General features: G+C 43.4%; 17 protein-coding genes and 2 riboswitches. Of the genes, 10 read left to right on the top strand and 7 right to left on the bottom strand.

The window, feature by feature from the left end:
• Nucleotides 1-107: 107 nt before the first annotated feature.
• Together purU and ruvC are read right to left on the bottom strand one after the other, a co-directional pair.
• Entirely contained in the window at nt 108-968 is an 861-nt protein-coding gene (purU, locus tag RTN07_RS08015; RefSeq protein WP_065252963.1) for a formyltetrahydrofolate deformylase, read from the bottom strand.
• A gap of 155 nt (nt 969-1,123) precedes the next feature.
• Nucleotides 1,124-1,726 (bottom strand): crossover junction endodeoxyribonuclease RuvC, encoded by a 603-nt coding sequence (gene ruvC, locus RTN07_RS08010; RefSeq protein WP_065252964.1) that lies wholly within the window; start codon nt 1,724-1,726, stop codon nt 1,124-1,126.
• Nucleotides 1,727-1,980: 254 nt separating this feature from the next.
• Between ruvC and RTN07_RS08005 the strand changes: the two genes are divergently transcribed.
• From RTN07_RS08005 to RTN07_RS07990, 4 genes are all read left to right on the top strand, one after another.
• The gene (locus tag RTN07_RS08005) at nt 1,981-2,616 is read left to right on the top strand and encodes an FxsA family protein (RefSeq protein WP_312177251.1); all 636 of its coding nucleotides are present in this window, start codon (nt 1,981-1,983) and stop codon (nt 2,614-2,616) included.
• A gap of 260 nt (nt 2,617-2,876) precedes the next feature.
• The gene (locus tag RTN07_RS08000) at nt 2,877-3,584 is read left to right on the top strand and encodes a CoA transferase subunit A (RefSeq protein ID WP_007114900.1); all 708 of its coding nucleotides are present in this window, start codon (nt 2,877-2,879) and stop codon (nt 3,582-3,584) included.
• 17 nt (nt 3,585-3,601) lie between these two features.
• The gene (locus RTN07_RS07995) at nt 3,602-4,231 is read left to right on the top strand and encodes a 3-oxoacid CoA-transferase subunit B (RefSeq protein WP_050325035.1); all 630 of its coding nucleotides are present in this window, start codon (nt 3,602-3,604) and stop codon (nt 4,229-4,231) included.
• A gap of 205 nt (nt 4,232-4,436) precedes the next feature.
• Nucleotides 4,437-5,681, top strand: a complete 1,245-nt coding sequence (locus RTN07_RS07990) for a hypothetical protein (protein WP_312177245.1) — start codon at nt 4,437-4,439, stop codon at nt 5,679-5,681.
• A 66-nt stretch (nt 5,682-5,747) separates the two neighbouring features.
• Here RTN07_RS07990 and rnt read toward each other — a convergent pair whose 3' ends face one another.
• The 3 genes from rnt to RTN07_RS07975 all read right to left on the bottom strand — a co-directional run bounded on the left by rnt (nt 5,748) and on the right by RTN07_RS07975 (nt 9,309).
• A complete protein-coding gene (gene rnt, locus RTN07_RS07985) occupies nt 5,748-6,476 on the bottom strand; it encodes a ribonuclease T (protein ID WP_096489150.1) in 729 nt (242 codons plus the stop codon).
• Nucleotides 6,477-6,518: 42 nt separating this feature from the next.
• Nucleotides 6,519-7,601 carry a dihydroorotase gene (gene pyrC / locus RTN07_RS07980; protein WP_312177243.1) on the bottom strand — a complete coding sequence of 361 codons (1,083 nt, stop codon included), beginning with the start codon at nt 7,599-7,601 and terminating at the stop codon, nt 6,519-6,521.
• A gap of 175 nt (nt 7,602-7,776) precedes the next feature.
• Nucleotides 7,777-9,309: a hypothetical protein gene (locus RTN07_RS07975; protein ID WP_312177241.1), complete on the bottom strand. Its 1,533-nt coding sequence runs from the start codon at nt 9,307-9,309 to the stop codon at nt 7,777-7,779.
• A 345-nt stretch (nt 9,310-9,654) separates the two neighbouring features.
• Between RTN07_RS07975 and RTN07_RS07970 the strand changes: the two genes are divergently transcribed.
• Nucleotides 9,655-11,703, top strand: a complete 2,049-nt coding sequence (locus RTN07_RS07970; RefSeq protein ID WP_312177240.1) for a hypothetical protein — start codon at nt 9,655-9,657, stop codon at nt 11,701-11,703.
• 73 nt (nt 11,704-11,776) lie between these two features.
• Here RTN07_RS07970 and ruvB read toward each other — a convergent pair whose 3' ends face one another.
• The gene (gene ruvB / locus RTN07_RS07965; protein WP_409455554.1) at nt 11,777-12,760 is read right to left on the bottom strand and encodes a Holliday junction branch migration DNA helicase RuvB; all 984 of its coding nucleotides are present in this window, start codon (nt 12,758-12,760) and stop codon (nt 11,777-11,779) included.
• Nucleotides 12,761-12,854: 94 nt separating this feature from the next.
• The gene (locus RTN07_RS07960) at nt 12,855-13,316 is read right to left on the bottom strand and encodes a hypothetical protein (protein ID WP_312177238.1); all 462 of its coding nucleotides are present in this window, start codon (nt 13,314-13,316) and stop codon (nt 12,855-12,857) included.
• A 437-nt stretch (nt 13,317-13,753) separates the two neighbouring features.
• Nucleotides 13,754-13,870, top strand: a riboswitch (glycine riboswitch).
• A gap of 46 nt (nt 13,871-13,916) precedes the next feature.
• Nucleotides 13,917-14,052, top strand: a riboswitch (glycine riboswitch).
• 140 nt (nt 14,053-14,192) lie between these two features.
• Between RTN07_RS07960 and gcvT the strand changes: the two genes are divergently transcribed.
• The 5 genes from gcvT to gcvP all read left to right on the top strand — a co-directional run bounded on the left by gcvT (nt 14,193) and on the right by gcvP (nt 20,311).
• Entirely contained in the window at nt 14,193-15,326 is a 1,134-nt protein-coding gene (gcvT, locus tag RTN07_RS07955; protein WP_144917883.1) for a glycine cleavage system aminomethyltransferase GcvT, read from the top strand.
• Nucleotides 15,327-15,440: 114 nt separating this feature from the next.
• Nucleotides 15,441-15,827 (top strand): MliC family protein, encoded by a 387-nt coding sequence (locus RTN07_RS07950; protein WP_312177233.1) that lies wholly within the window; start codon nt 15,441-15,443, stop codon nt 15,825-15,827.
• A gap of 244 nt (nt 15,828-16,071) precedes the next feature.
• Nucleotides 16,072-16,452, top strand: coding sequence for a glycine cleavage system protein GcvH (gene gcvH, locus RTN07_RS07945; RefSeq protein WP_036604652.1), 381 nt, complete (start codon nt 16,072-16,074; stop codon nt 16,450-16,452).
• Nucleotides 16,453-16,586: 134 nt separating this feature from the next.
• On the top strand, nt 16,587-17,321 hold the full coding sequence (locus tag RTN07_RS07940) for a nitroreductase family protein (protein ID WP_312177231.1): 735 nt from the start codon (nt 16,587-16,589) through the stop codon (nt 17,319-17,321).
• Nucleotides 17,322-17,428: 107 nt separating this feature from the next.
• Nucleotides 17,429-20,311 carry an aminomethyl-transferring glycine dehydrogenase gene (gcvP, locus tag RTN07_RS07935; RefSeq protein WP_312177228.1) on the top strand — a complete coding sequence of 961 codons (2,883 nt, stop codon included), beginning with the start codon at nt 17,429-17,431 and terminating at the stop codon, nt 20,309-20,311.
• The last annotated feature ends 116 nt before the right edge of the window (nt 20,312-20,427 follow it).

Below are 20,427 nucleotides of genomic sequence, written 5' to 3'. Positions count from 1 at the left end.
TAGATTATTTTTATAGTCAATTATTTTTATAGTCATGAGAAGGGCGTAAAACCTACGCCCTCATATAACAAGATAAACTGCAATGATAGCAAATAACGGATGAAAAATTAGTTAAATACCACCGTTTTATTGCCTGTAACAATCACACGGTTTTGTAGATGCCAACGCACGGCACGGGTCAGCACGCTACGCTCGACATCTTGCCCAATCGCCCGCAATTCTGCCACATGGTGGCGATGGCTGACACGGTGCACGTCTTGCTCAATAATTGGTCCTTGGTCAAGGTCGGCTGTGACATAATGCGCGGTGGCACCAATCAGTTTGACGCCTTTTTCATAGGCTTGGCGGTATGGATCGGCGCCGACAAAGGCTGGCAAAAATGAGTGGTGAATATTGATAATTTTCATGTGCCAAGCGGCGGTAAATTCAGCCGATAAAATCTGCATATAGCGCGCCAGCACCAACAAATCACAGTCTTTTACCAGCGCTTGAATTTCGGCTTCTGCTTGTACTTTGTTGTCTTTGCTCACAGTCACTTGATGAAATGGCACACCAAAATTTTCTACCGCTTGGCGCAAATCATGGTGATTACTGACGACACAGGTAATCTCACAATCTAGTTGCCCTTGTTGCCAGCGCCATAGCAAATCAAGGAGTGCATGGTCATATTTGGACACCAAAATCGCCACTTTTTTACGTTTACTGTTGTCAAATAGTTTCCATTCCATTTGATAGATGCGAGCGACGGTATGCTCAAAACTGCCTTTCATATTATCGATGATATTGTCTAAATCATTGATAGCCATTTCAAGGCGCATAAAATATTGACCGCCTTCGGGCTCAGTCGAGTATTGGTCAAGGCTGATAATATTGGCGCCATAACGATAAAAAAATTCGGATACAGCTTGCACAATGCCTGCGCGGTCTTGGCATTTGATCAATAAGGTTGCAGTAGCTAGTTGGCTCATGAGGTACTTCTTGTGTTCAATTTTCAAAAGATGCCATTGTAGCGATTTTTATGCTGACAAAGAAGTCTAAACCCGTCAAAAGCCTTGTTGGATATAAAAATTTTCTTGAGATTGGCGAACCCCACTGCTTTTTAACCTAACTTTTAACCTGCATTTTAACCTAAATTACCCAAATCAACTTCGGTCAATCGCCAGCGCCCTTTTTTCTTTGAGCGTCCACCTGCGCTTTGTCCAGCAATTACCGCTGCCCCACCGAGCAATTTATTCAGTGTCTGACTATGATAGGCATGACAAATCGCACACGCCAAGCCATCTGCCGCATCCGCTTGCGGCTGTATCTCAAGGCTCAACAAACGCATGACCATAAGCTGAATCTGCTCTTTGTCTGCCGCGCCATAGCCACATACCGCTTGTTTGATTTGCCGTGCGGTATATTCAGCTACTTGCAAATCTTTGGCAACCATAGCGGCAATCGCTGCACCCCGCGCCTGCCCAAGCTTGAGCGCGGTATCGGGGTTTGATGCCATAAATACTTGCTCGATGGCAGCGGTCATGGGTTCATTGGTGTATTTTTGATAATGCTCAACGATACGGCTAATCCCATCAAATATCCGCTTGAGCCGCTCGGGCATGGTTTCCCCTTGGCTGTAAGCATGAATCGTGCCTGCATCCAAATGTTCAAGTTTATCCCCACTCAACCGAATGATGCCATACCCTGTCAGACGTGAGCCTGGGTCAATACCAATAAAGATGCTCATAAAAGATGCTCGTAAAACATGCTCATAAAAAAAATACCCACAAAACAACTTTGCTAAAAATGCAGTCGAAGCTAAAAACGTCGAAGCTAAAAATGCCGTCAAATTATAGCATTTATCAAAAATTTAACGAAAAAATTGCTGAATTTCAAAAAACTATTTGATAGTTTTATGCATTACCCCCATCATTATTACATTGGTTAATGATTCATCGTTTGTTCTTTATAGTTTATTCACAATTTAGGAATCGTATTTTCATGGGAAATATAGTTGGGATTGCCATTGTCTGGTTGATTATTGAGATGCTGGTTTGGTATCTAATCGCACAATTTGTCAGTGGTTGGTGGGTGTTTTTGTGGTTTGTCGTGGCTGGCTTTGTGGGTGCCGCACTCATTAAAAAAGGTATAGCCACCTTAAAACCGATGGCTGGACAAGCCCAAGCCGCCATGCTTAACCCTGCCATGCGTCCCAATGAAAATTCCGTGGTGAAAGCGATTGCTTTTGCGGTGGCAGGTATCTTGTTGGTATTGCCCGGTATTTTAAGTGATATTGCGGCACTTGTGGTGTTATTACCTGCGGTACAAAATAAGTTTAAAGCCTTTGCCAAAGACTATGCCACTAAAAACCCAGAAAAATTGATGCAAATGATGGCAAGCAAAATGGGCGGTATGGATCCCTCAAAAATGGGTGGCTTAGGGGGTCTTGGCGGTATGGGTGGACAAAACCCGTTTGGCAGTCAAAATCCATTTGGCGGTATGGGCGGACAAAGTCCATTTGGGGGCTTTGGTGGCAAAAATAACAACAGTGGTAAATTTGGCACGACCATTGACGGACAAGCCAAAACGGTCAACTCGAACGCCAAACGCATCACCCGCTCTGCCAATGATGACTAGACAATGGATAAAAAATTGACTGTTAAACATTGATAAATTTAAGGCATCCCTAGTATGCCTTTTTTTATGCCCTATTTTTGCGAAAAACTGGGTTTACTTTTTGCAAAAATTCATGCAATGTGATTTACTTAAGACAAAATTTGTTATATAAATTCTATAATGATACAATCTGTTTCGTTTTGGAATTTTTAGGTTTGAGCGTGATTTTTATTTTTGATAAATGATATTAACAACATTGGTTAGCGACAAGGAGTGAATGTATGACCAGCAAAGTATATGACAGTGCAGCTGCGGCACTTGAAGGCGTCATCAAAGATGGACAAACGATTGCGGTTGGTGGTTTTGGTCTGTGTGGTATTCCCGAAGCTTTAATTGAAGCCTTGCGAGATAGCGGCGTTAAAGATTTGACCTGTATCAGCAATAACGCTGGTGTCGATGGTTTTGGTTTAGGATTATTGCTAGAGACTCGCCAAGTCAAAAAAATGATTGCGTCGTATGTGGGTGAAAACAAAGAATTCGAACGTCAGTTTTTATCGGGTGAATTGGAAGTGGAATTGACCCCACAAGGGACGCTGGCAGAAAAATTGCGTGCAGGGGGTGCGGGCATCCCTGCGTTCTTTACCGCCACTGGCGTAGGCACCCAAATTGCTGAAGGTAAAGAAGAACGTGAATTTGACGGTCGTCAATATATCCTTGAGCGCTCATTAGTCGCTGATGTGGCACTGGTCAAAGCCCAAAAAGCGGATAAAGCGGGCAACTTAATGTTCAACAAAACGGCGCGAAACTTTAACCCAGATGTCGCCACGGCAGGTAAAGTCACCATTGTCGAAGTTGAGCAATTGGTGGAAACTGGCGAGCTAGACCCTGACCAAATTCATTTGCCGGGTATTTATGTGCATCGCATCGTGGTCAATGCCAACCCAGAAAAACGCATCGAAAAAGTGACGACCAAAGAACAGACAAACTAGGATATAAGGAGATTACCATGGCATGGACTCGTGAACAAATGGCACAAAGAGCCGCTAAAGAACTACAGGACGGCTTTTATGTCAATCTAGGTATCGGTTTGCCAACCTTAGTGGCGAACTATATTCCAGAAGGCGTCAACGTTTGGCTACAATCAGAAAATGGGCTGCTTGGGATTGATGAATTCCCAACACCTGATAAAGTTGACCCAGATCTAATCAATGCGGGCAAACAAACCGTCACCACAGCGACGGGTGCGAGCTTTTTTTCAAGCTCACAATCATTTGCCATGATTCGTGGCGGTAAAGTCAACCTTGCCATCTTAGGGGCGATGGAAGTTTCAGACAGTGGCGATCTTGCCAATTGGATGATTCCTGGCAAGATGGTTAAAGGCATGGGCGGCGCGATGGACTTGGTCGCAGGCGTTCAACGCGTGATTGTATTGATGGAACATACCAACAAACATGGCGAGCCAAAAGTATTGGCTGAATGTACGCTCCCCCTGACAGGCAAAAAAGTGGTGAATCGTATCATCTCTGATTTAGCCATCATGGATGTGACCGATAACGGTTTAAAACTGGTTGAGCTAGCAGACGGTGTCACGTTTGAAGAATTACAATCAAAAACGCCCGTAACCATTGCACAATAATTGCACTATAACACCTGCAAAATAGCAACTGTAAAATAGCGCTGTTACAAGTCAGCGTTAAATTGCCATTAAAAGGACAGTGAAAAAAGACAATAATAAAGGACAGTGATGCTGTCCTTTATTATCGTCTTTTATGGTTTTGGCTTTTTTACTTTCGGTGATTTGTCCTCTATAATGACATCATTATCAACATTTATCCAACACCATGATTGCATCTCGCTTCTCTCATCCCAAATTTATCACCGATGAAGACAATCCGCTGATTGATCGTAAATATCCCAATGAGATGACAGCCGATGACGGTGTGGCATTGCCGCAAATTTATCGGTTTGACTTTGCCGAGGTGCCAGATTTTAGCCAAACAGTAATGCAAATCACCCCGGTGATTGATGCACCCAATATGATGGATAAGCGCAATTATCATGAAGCGGTATCAGAGAATGTCACCCCTGCTACTGATAAACCTGTGCACATGTCTCAACAAACGGCGTCATCGGCGGCGCCCACTTCGCTCAAAAACCCCCTTGCTTCTCAATCGCTAACCAGCAAAATCCCACCAAAAACACGCTCAAATCGCCAAGTCATTGCGCAAGCAAGGGCCCAAGCCAAACAGATTGAACAGCAAAAACAACAACAAGAACAGCAACGCCAAGCACATGAAATCGCGCGCTATCAGGCAGAAGTTGAAGCCGCGCTACTCAACCCCACACTGCATGAAGGACTGCTCAATCAGCGAAAATCCATTGCCGAATCACAGGCAGTGGTCAACAAACATGCGATTTTTGGCGAGCTTACACAGGATTTGCAGACCATTCAATGGCTTGATTCAGACATGACTGAGCAAAACCGAGCAATGTATGAAAAAGCGGTTGCGCTGATTCAAACAGCGCAATCAAGTGGCAATTTATTAGAAAGCAATTTATTAGAAAGCAACGTATTAGAAAACAATTTATTAGAAAATGATGTACTCGAAGAAAATGTCCCAGCAGAAAATGTAGGGGAAAACCCTATATCAGCAGATAATTTGGCAACAGCCGTACAAGTGATTGATGAATTTGCCAAGAATGGTCTTGCGGATGCATTACTGCGTCGAGCGCTGTGGCTATTTGAAGGCAATCACTTACTCAAGATTTCTCAAAACTCCCAACAAGCCTTGCTACTGTTGCAACAAGCAGCCTCACAACATGACAATCGGGCAGAGAAATTACTCAGTAAACTCTACTATGCAGGACATGGGGTCGAGCAAGATAGCGAGATGGGCAAATACTGGCTAGAGCTGGCTGCGGCACATGGTCACCCTGACGCTATTCGCATTTCGCAAGGTATTGCCACCCTGTCATTACTCAAGCAAACCCAACGCGAAGATACTAGCTATGGCAAAAAAATGGTGCTTGCAACTGCGGCGCTGATTGTGTTAATGATACTGATATTTGTCGCAGTTAAAGTTTAAAGATTTGGATGAATGACGTGATTTGGGATTAAACAAGATTAAATATCTCAATAACTACCAAAAAATTTAGCCATCATTTGGGTCATCAGATGACACTAGTGCACCCTCATCATCGCTATCCTGACGCTCATCACGCTCCTCATCATTAGGCTCATCGCTCGCTAAGTTTGGCGTCAGCAGCGGATAATTGTTTAAGATATAACAAAACAATTCAGCCGTTTTTTGGGTGTCATATAAGGCAGAATGCGCTTCATTACCATCAAATTCTAGTCCAGCGAGTTTGCACGCTCTCGCCAGTACCGTTTGCCCAAACGCAAGCGCGGATAAGGTGACGGTATCTAACACGGAGAACTGGTGAAATTGGCTTTGATTTTTGCTATTGGTACGCTCAATTAAAGCATTTAAAAAGCTCAGGTCAAAATGCGCATTATGCCCCACCAAAATACATTTGGTACATTGGGTCGATTGACGCACCGTTTTTAAATATTTAAAAATACGGCGAATGGCGGTTTTTTCATCTTCGGCAATGGCTTTTCGCATCGGGCTGTGGGGATTGATACCGGTGAATTGCAGGGCGCGCGCTTCAAGATTTGCCCCTTCAAACGGCTCAATATGGGCATTGACCGCCTCACCTGGGTAAAAACGCCCGGTATCATCCATCAAAATTGGAATACAGGCAATCTCAAGCAAGGCATCGGTTTTTGGATTGAACCCTGCTGTCTCTACATCCACCACCACGGGCAAGTAATTGCGAAAACGGTTGGCAATAGTCATCGATTCAGTTGTGGCGGTCATACGTTACCTTGCGGAAAAAACAGAAAAATAAAGGGTGAACAATCATACGGCTAAATTAAATGGCATCACTTTCCAGTCCAGCGTTTGTCCAGCCATCAGCGGGGTCAAATCCTTACCGTCAAGATAAGGATAATGCTCGGGGACTTGCCATGCCTCACGTACCAAGGTCACTTTATCACTATTGATAGGTAAGCCATAAAATTTTGCCCCGTGAATACTGGTAAAACCTTCTAACTTATCAAGTTTGCCCACGCTTTCAAAGGCTTGCGCATACAAAGGCAGCGCAATCGATGCACTGTAACAGCCTGCACAACCGCAAGCATTTTCTTTGGTATGCGTCGCGTGGGGCGCAGAGTCGGTACCAATAAAGAATTTGGGATTGCCACTGGTTGCCACATCAAGTAATACTTTTTGGTGACTTTGGCGTTTTAAAATCGGCAAGCAATAAAAATGCGGTTTAATGCCGCCCACCAGCAGGTGATTACGATTAAACAGTAAATGCTGCGGGGTAATCGTCGCTGCGACATTTTTGCCCTGTGACAACACAAAGTCAGCGGCATCACTGGTGGTGATGTGTTCAAAGACGATTTTTAGTTTTGGAAATTTATCAATGAGATTGACCATCACTTCATCAATAAAGCGTTTTTCACGGTCAAAAATATCAATATGATGGTGCGTCACTTCACCATGCACAAGCAGCGGCAAACCCACCGCTTCCATCTTGGCAAATACATCGGTGCAATGATTGATATGGCTCACCCCATCCGCAGAATTGGTGGTCGCACCTGCAGGATATAACTTGACTGCTTTTACTACACCTGAAGCAACGGCAGCTTCGATGTCTTCTGCCGTCAGTGACTCGGTCAAATAAAGCGTCATCAATGGCTCAAATTGCTGGGAGATACTGTCGTTGGGCACTTGCGCCAAAATACGCTCACGATAAGCGATAGCATCAGCGGCTGTTTTGACGGGTGGCACCAAATTTGGCATACAAATGGCGCGGCGAAAATTGGCAGCGGCATGTGGCACCGTCGTAGCAAGCGCCTGCCCGTCCCGTAAATGAATATGCCAGTCATCAGGTGCAGTAATAGTAAAAGTATTGATAGATGCAGTCGCTGCGCTCATGATTTCCTCGAAAAGCTTTGAGAGTGCCTTAAAAAAACAACGTCAAAAACCGATAATTGAAGCGTTGAAAAACTTGTGCATCATAGCAGTTTTAGGCAAAAAACGACATGAAAATATTTTCGAGCTAGTCAGACTCATAAACAATGTGTCAATTTATGTCGTTGTGCTAAACAACTTAATTTGTATTGAATTTATTGCTAGGTTTTTTATCTGTTTTATTATTAGCCTTATCGTCGGGCTTTTTGACCGATTTTTTGTCAGGGGCGGTTTTTGATGATGGTGACTTGTCTTTTTCTTTTGGCGATTTTTCTTTTACCGCTTTGTCCTTAGTCGTAGATTTTTTGGTGGTACTAGAAGTTTTTTCAGATTGTCCACTGTCGACTTTAGATGAGCTAGCTTTTTTCTTTTGGTCTTGTTTAGCCTCATTCTTACCATCGGCTTTGAAATCATTGTCGATATTTTTTTTGCGGTCTTTTTTGCTTTCCGCTTTTTTGCTTTCCTCTTGTTTATCAGATTTTTTCATAGCTCGCGCTTTTTCAGATTGTACCGAAGGCTTTTCATCCAATGACTTAGATTTATCGTGTTTCTTGCGATGCTCAGCTGTAGTCATCTCATTGGTCACTGTACTCGGTGTCGAGGCGACTTTTACTATCGCCACATCGTGATAAACCGGGTGTGCCACTGACATTTTTGCTGAGGGTTGGGTGGCGGCAGGCTTATCTTTGACGCTCACCAACGCGCCTATTCCGCCAAAAACGGCGACAGATAATACAGTGGCGGTCGCAATCCAATTTTTTTGTAACTTATCTATCCAATGAGCGGGTTTGCGAATTTGCGGTTTGGCAAAAATATTGCTGGCCGAAAGGGCTGTTTGTGTGTTTGATGTCACGGTTTTGTTTATTTGGCGGTTGCCGGTTGAAATCACCTGTTGATTCAAGTGAGCATGCGGGATGGTTATTGGCGCAATGTTAAAAAAATTGGCCGCTTTATAAATAGCCATTTGCTGAATAATATGCTGTTGATAGACAGGCAAGTCCGCAACATTTTGAATTTTTGACCATTTTAATTGCTGTTGCTGCATTGCTTGAAAACTGACAGCGCGCCTAAAACCCAGTGCATTCATCAGCCCCGTATCTTCTGGCAACATAAAAAAAACGGGCTGCATCGCAAGCCACTCAGTAATCTGCCCTGAGTCTATGGTGTTTTGTAGTGAACTTATTATATCTGCCAAATTTATCGACGCCAATGCAGTGATGGTTTGCCAAATAGTTAACAGCTTATCTGAGGGCAGATGGGTTTTTTCCAGTAGCACGCCGGCAATCATGGTTTTTTGGGTTTCATCATCAAACAACTGCTCAAAAATCGATGCGCTTTTTTTAGACAGTTGTTTTAGAGTTACAAAATTGCTGCTGTTTTCAATGAAATTTTCTGTAACTAAAGTAACCAATAATTCTAAAACAAAATCATACTCATCTGTTACCTGCGCCAAATTTTGATGGATTAATGACGGATTTTGCTGAATTTTTGCCGATAACTGATACAGCATGATTTTTAACAGCTCAGGCAGCACTTTTTTGAGATAACAAATTGATATGTGCGACCCATCTGCAACTATCGGTAGCAATGGCGGCAGAGTGTTTGCCCAAAAATGATATAACGATATATGGTCAATGATATTAAAAGGCGTTGAAGGATTTTTTGACAGCATATTTCGTCACTTAATTTACATTTTTTGGCATTGGGATGGTTAGTGAGTTTTTAGCAATATCGTAGCTGCAGGGCAACTTCTTTATACGCCCTCTAAAAAAATAGCGTTAAATTTAGAAATCTTGTTGATAATTTATAATTTCAATTCGATTAAATTCATCAAATTATGATTAGAATTTGTTGTAACTTTTGTGCAAAATTAGTAAAGTAGATAGCATCAAAAATTATATTTTAGCATCAATCACGTAACATTTTCTGCTCATCGAAAAATTGGTAATTTTTTCTGATTCTATTTATCTCTATCGATTTATTTAGCAGCCTTACTTACTTTCTCTAGGATAACTTTATGGCTATCTCTACCAACCTAATCAAGTCCTTTCAACTCTCGGCATTGACGACCGCACTTGCCCTCGCTGGTTGTGGCGGTGGTGGCGGTAATGATACATTGCCGCCGCCTGTAAACGGCGGTGGTACTACTGATAGTACAGGCTCAACACCCACATCAGCTATCAATATAAGTGCGATTTCCTTAGAAGGTGTGAATAGTGCTAACTTTATTCCTAGTACAGGTGCCACTGCTAAAGTCAAAGTAACTGATGCCGCGGGTAAGGGTATATCTGGAGCTATTGTAGCTTTTTCGGCAAGTGGCGGCGTGAGTTTTAGTACCACTAATAGTTCAGTATTAACTGATACTGAAGGTAACGCTTCTATTTTTGTTAAACCTATAGATATAAATGATAATGGTACTTATACGCTGACCGCCACATCAACGTATAATAGCATCACTGCAACTAGCAAACCTTACGCCTTTTCATTACAAAAAACCAATCTAAAAATTACACAGTTAAAAACTGAAGTGCCTACTAATACTACACTAGAAGTTGGTGGCTCCACCAATGTTTCTTTAATCGTGACTGATGAAAATGGTGTGGTACAACCAAATACCACTGTTAACTTCACCAATAATTGTGGCACATTCACTGAAGATTCAGTAATGACCAATAGTGAAGGTGTAGCAACCACTACTTACTCTGCTATAAAGGCTGATGGTAGTCTATGTACAGACACGTCTGTTATTATCACTGTCTCAACTACTACCGGTGTTTCTGCCAATACTTCTATTAATTTGACTCCAATAGTCGGCAACTCTATCGCCTATACGACGACAGGAGCAGTGAATCTAGGCGCAAGTAATAGTGGTTCATCAACATCAGGTCAAATCGAATTTACTGTGTATTCAAATGGTAAACCTGCCGCTAACCAAGATGTCATCATTAATAAAACCTATGCTCCACTCGATTTCAGTTTTGTTAAACTTGGCAATCAATCAGCACAAACAGTAAAAAGTGATAGTAATGGTAAGGTTAATGTAACGCTTTATCCTGGTGCGTTGCCTGGACCTGTTGAGTTAAAAGCCACTTTAGCAACCAATTCGACCATCACTGCACTCTCTAAAGATGTTGCAGTTGCGACAGGGCGTGCTACCCAAAACGGCATGAGTGTCTCTCTACTCAAAAATACTTTAGCAGTTGGCGTGGACGGTGACACAACAGAGGTAACGGTACGTTTAGTTGATAGAGTTGGCAATGCAGTACCTGATGGTACGGTGGTAAGCTTTGTTTCTGAAGGTGGTAAAATTACACCTAACTGCTCAACCGTTGATGGTGTCTGTTCTGCTACATTTACTACTCAAAATCCGCGTAGTGATGGTAGATTGTCTGTTGTAGCTTATGTCGAAGGTGATAAATCTTATATTGATAGCAATGGAAATAACAAATTCGATATTGGTGAGCCATTAAGTCACAATATTGGCAGTTTCTATCGTGATGACAATGAAAATGGCGCTCATGATTTAGGTGAGTATGTTTATATTCGTCCAATTACGGGATCGCCATTAGCTTGTGGCACTTCTTCATTTGGTCAACCAAATTTAGTTACCCAAATTTTAAGTGTCAATCCCTTATCCACCGTCACACACCAGTGTGACAACCAATTAGAAGCTGTATTACGTTATCAGTTTGTATTAGGTCTTGCAAATAATGTACCTACTTATGTAGAGGATGTAAGAGTCTTACAAGCAGGTAGCAGCATATATAGCTTTAGAATGTATGGCAATGGTGAAAAAACAGTTTCTATGCCTGCAGGTACATCGATTAGCGTGACCGCCAAAGATAATACTAGTGGCACCAACTCTGCAACTTGTACCGCAGAATTTACTAATGGAAACTTAACTGTACCTTCTATTGTAAATTTATCTAATGGCACAGTAGCAAATAGTGATGTTAGCTATACTTTAAATTATAAAGACTGTGAAGCTGGCGATGAAATACGCATCACAACTGTAACTCCTGCGCCATCAGCAAACACAGTTACAAAAACAATTTATGTTAAATAATTTTTGTAACACGTTAAAAAACCCCTTACACAATGTAAGGGGTTTTTGTTTGTCACTACAAAAATTCAAAAGATTAAGTCAACATCCGCCCCCGTGCGGTGCGTACGATATAACCTTGCTGAATCAGATACGGCTCAATCACATCTTCAAGCGTGCCTCTATCTTCTGCCAAAGCCGCTGCAATCGACTCAACCCCCGCAGGTCCGCCATTAAAACGCTCTTCTAACATCTCAAGATAACGTCTATCAAGATTATCAAGCCCGCGTTTATCAACTGCGAGCATATCGAGTGCGCTATGCGCAATTTCAGCGGTGACGGTGCCATCGCCTTTAACTTGGGCATAATCACGTACGCGGCGTAGCAACCGATTGGCAATACGCGGTGTACCGCGCGAACGTCTAGCGACTTCGACTGCCCCTTCTTTGGTCATAGGCACGTTAAGTAATCCAGCCGATCTTGTGACAATGGTCGTTAAGTCCTCCACATTATAAAACTCCAATCGCTGCAAAATACCAAAACGGTCACGCAGTGGCGAGGTCAACAAACCTGCTCGCGTGGTCGCAGCCACCAAAGTAAAAGGCGGCAAATCAAGCTTTATGGAGCGTGCAGCAGGTCCTTCGCCAATCATAATATCAAGCTGAAAATCTTCCATCGCAGGATACAAAATTTCTTCAATCATTGGGCTTAACCGGTGAATCTCATCAATAAAGAGCACATCACCCGGCTCTAGATTGGTTAGCATTGCTGCCAAATCACCCGCGCGTTCAAGCACAGGACCAGACGTTGAGCGCAGATTACCGCCCATCTCACGGGCGATAATGTTGGCGAGTGTGGTTTTACCCAGTCCAGGCGGTCCAAATATCAATGTATGGTCGAGCGCTTCTTTTCTCGATAATGCCGCGTTGATAAACACGCCCATTTGTTCTTTGACCACAGGCTGACCGATATATTCAGCGAGTAAGGCTGGACGGATATTATTGTCATTCTGGTCTTCTGAGCGCCCCATCGGACTAATTAGACGTTGCTGCGAATTGGCACTTGAAAAAGGTGGAATCATAAGTATTTGACACTAGTTGCAAGTTTTAACGAGGATAATAGCACTGGCAACTCTTGCAAGTGCTATGGGATGTACAGAGAAAAAGTAAAAAAATTTAGGGCAACACACGCTGCAATGTCATATCACATTGGGTGCCTTTACTATCCTTGCACCACTGCATTTGCTCACCTTGCTGTTTGACGTAAGCAACCAAAATATCCCCCGTCTGGTCAACGCGATTGCCAGAACAGTCTGTTGCATTGTTATCATATTGGGTTTGAATCGCTAGTACTGGTAATCCATTCCCTGTGTCAGCGTACAAGTATTTACCATACGTAAATTCCTGACCGCTTGAACCGATAAATTGCTGATCACGCCCAAAATTATACCGCTCTTGGCAATTTGGCTGCGCAGCGTCGGTTTTATCAAGTCGCAGCTGCCACTGTCCTGCGATATTTGGCAAAATATGCGTCGACACTTGCGCCACTTGCTGTTGGGTTTTGCTATCATCGGGCAACGTACCCACCATGGCCAAACTGGTTAAAATGCCTATCAACGAAATATTCATCAAGTCCATCGTTATTTTGTTCCTTTTATCATGCCATCTTTATAAGCTAATAACCCAACTCATCTACCAGTTCTCAATCAGCCAATTTTTACTCAGCGCTGTTAGCACTGACCTTTATAGTAACTTTTAATAACAACTTTTGGTATTGGGGGTTAATATGCAAAGATATTCAAAATGTTAAAGGCTAAATTATTGTGTTTTTAATGGGGTCAGCACACAAAAATTTAACCCAAAACCACAAAAATTATTTAAGCACTTTATTTAAACACTTTAACTTTATTCAAATACTTAAAGTTTCATGTTAATCAGTGGCTTTAATCATACTTGTTTTTGGCTTTATTTGCTATAACACAATAATGCTCATAATGCAGTCTTGCCAAAACATCAGGCGGTCATAAAATCTGTGCAAATTTGCTTGTCAAAAAGTTAAAAACCCAGCATAATAGCCGAAGATTTCAGGAGAGAATGTTGTTTTGTTTTTCATCAAATTATGAAATACCAAAACCATCACCGAAGGCGTAAAGACCCTATAATCGCTCAGGTAAAAGGACTGGAATCGTAATTTTTGGCAGTGGCGAATTTCTCAATATTTTCAGCACTGCATCAAAATATAACAAATCTGGAGAGTGTATTGCTTGGCAATACCACCGAAGGGGAAAAGATTGACTTGTCTGTCTATACTATAAGACTATAAAAAGTTGACAAGCCGATTGAAAATCTCAGGTAACAGGACAGATAGGGCTGATAGCTACCGACATAAAGTTGGATTAGTTTTAGTGCTCTATTGATGTGCGATGTTTGGTTTTAGCGTTTTATCCCACGCTATTAAAACATCAAATAAACCATCAAGCCGTTATTTGATTTTTATCCACTCTAGGATTTGCCATGTCAGCCACAGACAAGCCTTTAAACCGCACCCCTTTTTATCAATCCCATATCGATAGCAACGGCAAAATCGTTGACTTCTCTGGTTGGCAATTGCCTATCCATTATGGCTCACAGATTCAAGAGCATGACGTTGTGCGTACGGATGCGGGCATGTTTGACGTGTCACATATGGTCGTGACTGACATCGCCGGCAAAGACGCCAAAGCTTGGCTGCAAAAACTGCTCGCCAATGATGTCGCCAAACTCAAATTTGTCGGTAAAGCGCTTTATTCTGCCATGCTAAACGAAAACGGCGGTGTGATTGATGACTTAATCGTTTACCGGATGAACGATGCAGAGACCGAGTATCGTATTGTATCAAATGCTGCCACCCGTGATAAAGATTTGGCACAGTTTGACAAAATCGCCAAAGACTTTGCTGTCACCATTACCGAGCGCCCAGAACTTGCTATGCTTGCGGTACAAGGCCCCAATGCTCTGCAGAAACTGAGCCAAGCCAAACCAAATTGGGCAGATAGCCTAACTACCTTAAAACCCTTTGTGGGCAAAGATTTGACCGACATTGAAGGCGTAGATTGGTTTGTGGCGCGTACCGGTTATACGGGTGAAGACGGCGTTGAAGTCATTTTGCCACAAGCCGAGGCCTCAGCATTTTTTACCTTACTCAAAGACCATGGCATCGCCCCAGCAGGATTAGGTGCCCGTGATACATTACGTCTTGAAGCGGGCATGAATTTGTATGGTCATGAGATGGATGAATCCATCAATCCGTATGAATGCGGTATGGCGTGGACGTTAGCGGTAAAAGATGATCGGGATTTTGTGGGTCGTGAGGCTATGCAAGCCAAACAAGACCAAGCGATTGCTGAGGGTAATGACGTCATGCAAGTAGGTTTAGTGCTAGAGTCACGTGGGGTACTGCGTGAAGGCATGATGGTAAAGCTAGACAATGGCAAAACTGGCGTAATCACCAGCGGTACCTTTAGCCCAAGCCTCAAACAATCGATTGCGATTGCCCGTATTCCAAAGACGACGGATACAGCAGCCACCGTTGATTTGCGGGGTACACCGACGCCAGTACGTATCATTTCGTTACCGTTTGTTAGAAATGGCAACAAACAATTCAACTAAGATTTTATCATGATATGATGGATTTAGCGCTTATTAATGAACCATATTCAAATGATTAGTCAGCGTACTTTGAAAAACCGATAATAAATTCATCATACTTTAGAAGGTAAAATCATGAAAAAATTACTGTTTGTTGTACCGTTTTTGGCAAGCTTGGCGGCCTGTACCTCAACCCAAGTTGCACAGCCTAGTCCGTCACAAGTGTTGGCAGTTCAAGCAAATTCACAAACCTTTAAGTGTGACAACAACACTGAAGTTGTGGCATTCTATGGTGAAGAAAACGGCAGCAATGTCGCTAATTTAAAAATCACCTCGCCAATGCTCGGTCTAAACCAAGCGGCGATGGTATTAAAACAAGATGTATCAGGCTCGGGTAACCGCTATACCTTGTCAAATGCGACCAAAACTACCATGTATGATTGGGGCGTTAAAGGTGCACAAGGTGCGTTAACCGTGACCTCACAAGGTCGTGATTATAACTTTGTGTGTAATGCTATTTAATCCGATTCACTTGTTGAATGGGTTAAACCGCTAAGTTATTTTAAGTTTGGTCGATATACATTGTATCGACCAAATTTTTGTTACTTATGTTTGTTAAATTACTAAGCTTTTAAATACTAGGCTTTTAAATACTAGGCTTTTAAAACTAGGCTTTTAAAAATGTTTAGTAAAAAGGCGCCAAGTGTGACTGCTTGGCTAACAGCCTTTTATTTTCACCCCTACTTTCGCTTTGAGGAAAATAGTTATGAGCAATATTCCAGCAGATTTAAAATATGTGGCTAGTCATGAATGGTTACGCCAAGAAGAAGACGGCACTATCACCGTTGGTATTACTCACCATGCCCAAGACTTGCTCGGTGACATCGTGTATGTTGAATTGCCTGAAGTGGGTGAACACGTTGAGGTGGATGCTGAAATTGCCGTGGTCGAATCGGTGAAAGCTGCCTCGGATGTTTACGCGCCCATCGCTGGTGAAATCCTAGCGGTCAATGAAGCTTTAGTAGATGCCCCAGAAACCATTAATGAAGACCCTTATGGTGAAGGTTGGTTCTTTAAAATCAAACCAGACAATGCCGATGATTACCAAGGCTTGATGGACGCAGACGAGTACCAAGATAGTATTTAATCGTTTTTATCGCATCGCTTTTATCCAATCGTCGTTATAGAGTCTAGCACTAAGGTAATCGCTTGATTACCTTAGTCTGTTGTCCTATCAATTAACTGTAATGCATCCTTTATTTTGTTAATTTGAGAGCTGCTATGTCAACACTTACCCCGCTTGCTGACCCAAAACAAGCCAGTTTTTATGAGGTGGTGAGCACTCGCCGTTCGGTACGACGCTTTACCAAAACGCCCATCAGTAATGAGGTGCTAAACGCCTGTCTCGATATGGCGATGTTAGCGCCTAGCTCAAGTAATTTACAGCCTTGGCAATTTTTTGTGATTGAATCAGAAGAAAAACGCCAAAAAACTGTGACCTATTGTATGAGCCAAAATGCAGCAAAAACCGCCAATAAGCTGATAGTCGTGGTCGCTCGTACTGACACGTGGCGTCAACATGCCAAAGACAATATCAAGTATTTTCCTGTCAAACCCGTACCAAAACCCGTACAAGACTATTATGGCAAGCTCATTCCGCTGACCATGACACGCGGTGTGATGAATGTGTTCACCCCTGCCAAGTGGGCGCTGACGCAAGCCACTCGCAAAGTCAGAGGTGCGATGGTTGACCCCATCTATGATGCTGACGATCTCAAAAACTGGGCGCTCATTAGCACGTCACTGGCAGCTGAGAATTTGATGCTCGCTTTGCGTGCACACGGCTTTGATAGTTGCCCCATGGGGGGATTTGATGAGCCACAACTCAAAAAATTGCTTGATCTCAATGAAGAGCAGCATATTTGTATGGTGATTGCTGCCGGTGAGCGCGACGAGCGTGGTATCTATAGTGAGCAATACCGTTTTGAGCGTGAGCGCTTTATCGTTAAGGTGTAATATCGTTAAAGTGTAATTTTTATCCATTCAACCGATGTTTGTCATGTTAGCCATGGCAAAACCTGCTATTTTTTTCAATGTTTTATCAGACGCTAAAGGAAACTTGAATGAGTCAACCGTCTTTTCAATCATTTGCTGATTTATTCCAATCATCAGAATTTATTCATCGTCATGTTGGCATTAGCCAAGATGAAAAAGAAGCAATGCTACAAGCCGTCGGCGCTGACAGCATGGCAAGCTTTATTGAACAGACGGTGCCAGCTTCTGTACGTCTTAGCAAAGAGTTAGATTTGCCCCTCAGTATGACTGAGCATGATGCCTTGGCAAAGTTGCGTGGGTTGGCGGATAAAATCAAGGTCAATAAAAGCTATATTGGCTTAGGCTATTATCCGACTCGCTTACCTGCGGTGATTCAACGTAATGTGCTTGAAAACCCAGGCTGGTACACGGCTTACACCCCTTATCAAGCGGAGATTGCCCAAGGTCGCTTAGAGGCATTACTTAACTTCCAACAAGTTTGTATTGACTTATCAGGTCTTGAATTGGCGGGCGCAAGTTTGCTTGACGAAGCGACGGCGGCGGCTGAAGCGATGGCGATGGCAAAACGCGTGGGTAAAAGTAAATCTAACCAATTTTTTGTTGATAGCCGTATCTACCCTCAAACCTTAGATGTCATCAAAACCCGTGCCAAATATTTTGGTTGGGAGATAGTGGTCGGTGATTTTGACGTTGCCAAGAATGGCGATTTCTTTGGCGCAATTTTCCAGTACGTGGGTAGCGAAGGCGATGTGGTTGATTTAACTGATATCATCAGTGCAGTCAAAGCCAAAGGCACGCAAACAATCGTTGCCGCTGATGTGATGAGTCTAGTACTTCTCAAATCACCGGGTAGCATGGGTGCGGATGTGGCACTCGGCAACACCCAGCGTTTTGGTGTGCCGATGGGCTTTGGTGGTCCACACGCGGCCTATTTTGCGTTTAAAGACAGTGCCAAGCGCTCTGCCCCAGGTCGTATCATTGGCGTATCAGTGGATGCCCAAGGTAAACAAGCCTTGCGTATGGCACTACAAACCCGTGAACAACATATCCGCCGCGAAAAAGCCAACTCAAATATTTGTACATCGCAAGTGTTACTGGCCAATTTGGCTGGGATGTATGCGGTGTATCATGGTCCCGAAGGCGTCAAACGTATCGCCACCCGCATTCATGCGTTAGCAAGCGCTTTTGCCCAAGCCATCAAACAAGCTGGTATGTCGATTGTGCATGAGCAGTTTTTTGATACCGTGTTGGTGAACACCCAAGGTCAAACTGAGCAAATCTATCAAAATGCCCTCAATATCGGCTATAACCTGCGCAAAGTAGACGATAACCATATCGCCATTGCCTTTAACGAAACCAGTGACGCAGCGGATTTTGGTATACTCACGCAGTTATTTACAGGCGTAGCCGCTCAATTATCTGATGATATCAGCTTGTCTTTGCCAGCGTCATTGCTACGTACCGATGCGATTTTAACTCATCCTGTCTTTAATCGTTATCACACCGAACATGAAATGCTGCGTTATTTGAAAAAGCTAGAAAACAAAGACTTGGCGATGAATCATAGTATGATTTCGCTGGGTAGTTGTACCATGAAACTTAACGCCACTAGCGAAATGCTACCGATTACTTGGAATGAATTTGCCAATGTGCACCCATTTGCGCCACGTGAACAAGTGGGCGGCTATATTGAAATGATTGAAGGCTTGCAAGAGCAACTCAAAGCCATCACAGGGTTTGATGCTATCTCTATGCAGCCAAATTCAGGCGCGTCAGGCGAGTACGCGGGGCTATTGGCGATTCGTCGTTATCATGAAAGCTTAGGTCAACCTAATCGTCATATCTGTCTGATTCCGCGCTCCGCACATGGCACCAATCCTGCCACGGCGCAAATGATGGGGATGGAAGTCGTCGTGGTAGCCACCGATGAGCGTGGTAACGTTGATATTGCCGACTTGACTGAAAAAGCGGAAAAATACAGCGACAATTTGGGCGCCTTGATGATTACTTACCCTTCAACACACGGTGTGTTTGAAGAAGGTATCCGTGATATCTGTAACTTGATTCATCAACACGGTGGTCAAGTGTATATGGATGGCGCTAACATGAACGCGCAGGTCAGTATGATGCAACCTGCGGATGTCGGTGCTGACGTCCTACACATGAATTTGCACAAAACTTTCTGTATTCCACACGGCGGCGGCGGTCCTGGCATGGGCCCTATCGGTATGAAATCACATTTGGCGCCTTTTATTGCCAACCACGTCGTATCTGCGGTACCCAATGCCCAAGATGGCATGAGTGCGGTATCGGCTGCCCCGTTTGGCTCAGCCAGCATCTTGCCTATCTCATGGATGTATATCACCATGATGGGTCGTGATGGCTTGGTGCAAGCGACAGAAGCTGCGCTATTAAATGCCAATTACACGGCTATGAAATTAAAAGACCATTACCCTGTACTTTATAGTGGTGAAAATGGTCGCGTCGCCCATGAATGTATCATTGATATCCGCCCACTAAAAGCCGAAACAGGCATCACCGAAGTTGATATCGCCAAACGCTTAATGGATTACGGGTTTCATGCGCCAACGATGTCTTTCCCCGTGGCAGGTACTTTGATGATTGAGCCGACTGAGTCGGAAAGCAAAGAAGAGCTAGACCGCTTTATCTCAGCCTTAATTCAAATCAAAGCTGAGGCGATGAAAGTTAAAAACGGCGAGTGGCCAGCAGATAACAACCCACTGGTGAACGCACCACACACCGCGCAAGTGGTAACCGGTGACTGGGATCGTCCATACAGCCGTGAAGAAGCCGCCTATCCACTTGCCTATGTACGTGACAATAAATTTTGGCCATCGGTGAGCCGTATCGATGATGTGTATGGCGACAAAAACTTAATCTGTTCTTGCCCCGATATCTCAAGCTATGAGAATGGTGAAATCGCAGAGTAAACTTCAATCAACACTTACCGTATTTTTACAAAAGCCATGCAAAAATGTGTGGCTTTTTGCTTTGACTTCCTCCCCTCCCTATCGTTCGGGGATTCCTTCTACAAGACGGTCAAGCC

This window comes from Moraxella sp. CTOTU46934 (assembly GCF_031979465.1).
GTDB lineage: Bacteria > Pseudomonadota > Gammaproteobacteria > Pseudomonadales > Moraxellaceae > Faucicola > Faucicola tetraodonis.
Note: the sequence above shows the minus strand (reverse complement) of the source record. Positions and strands in the feature narration are given on the sequence as shown.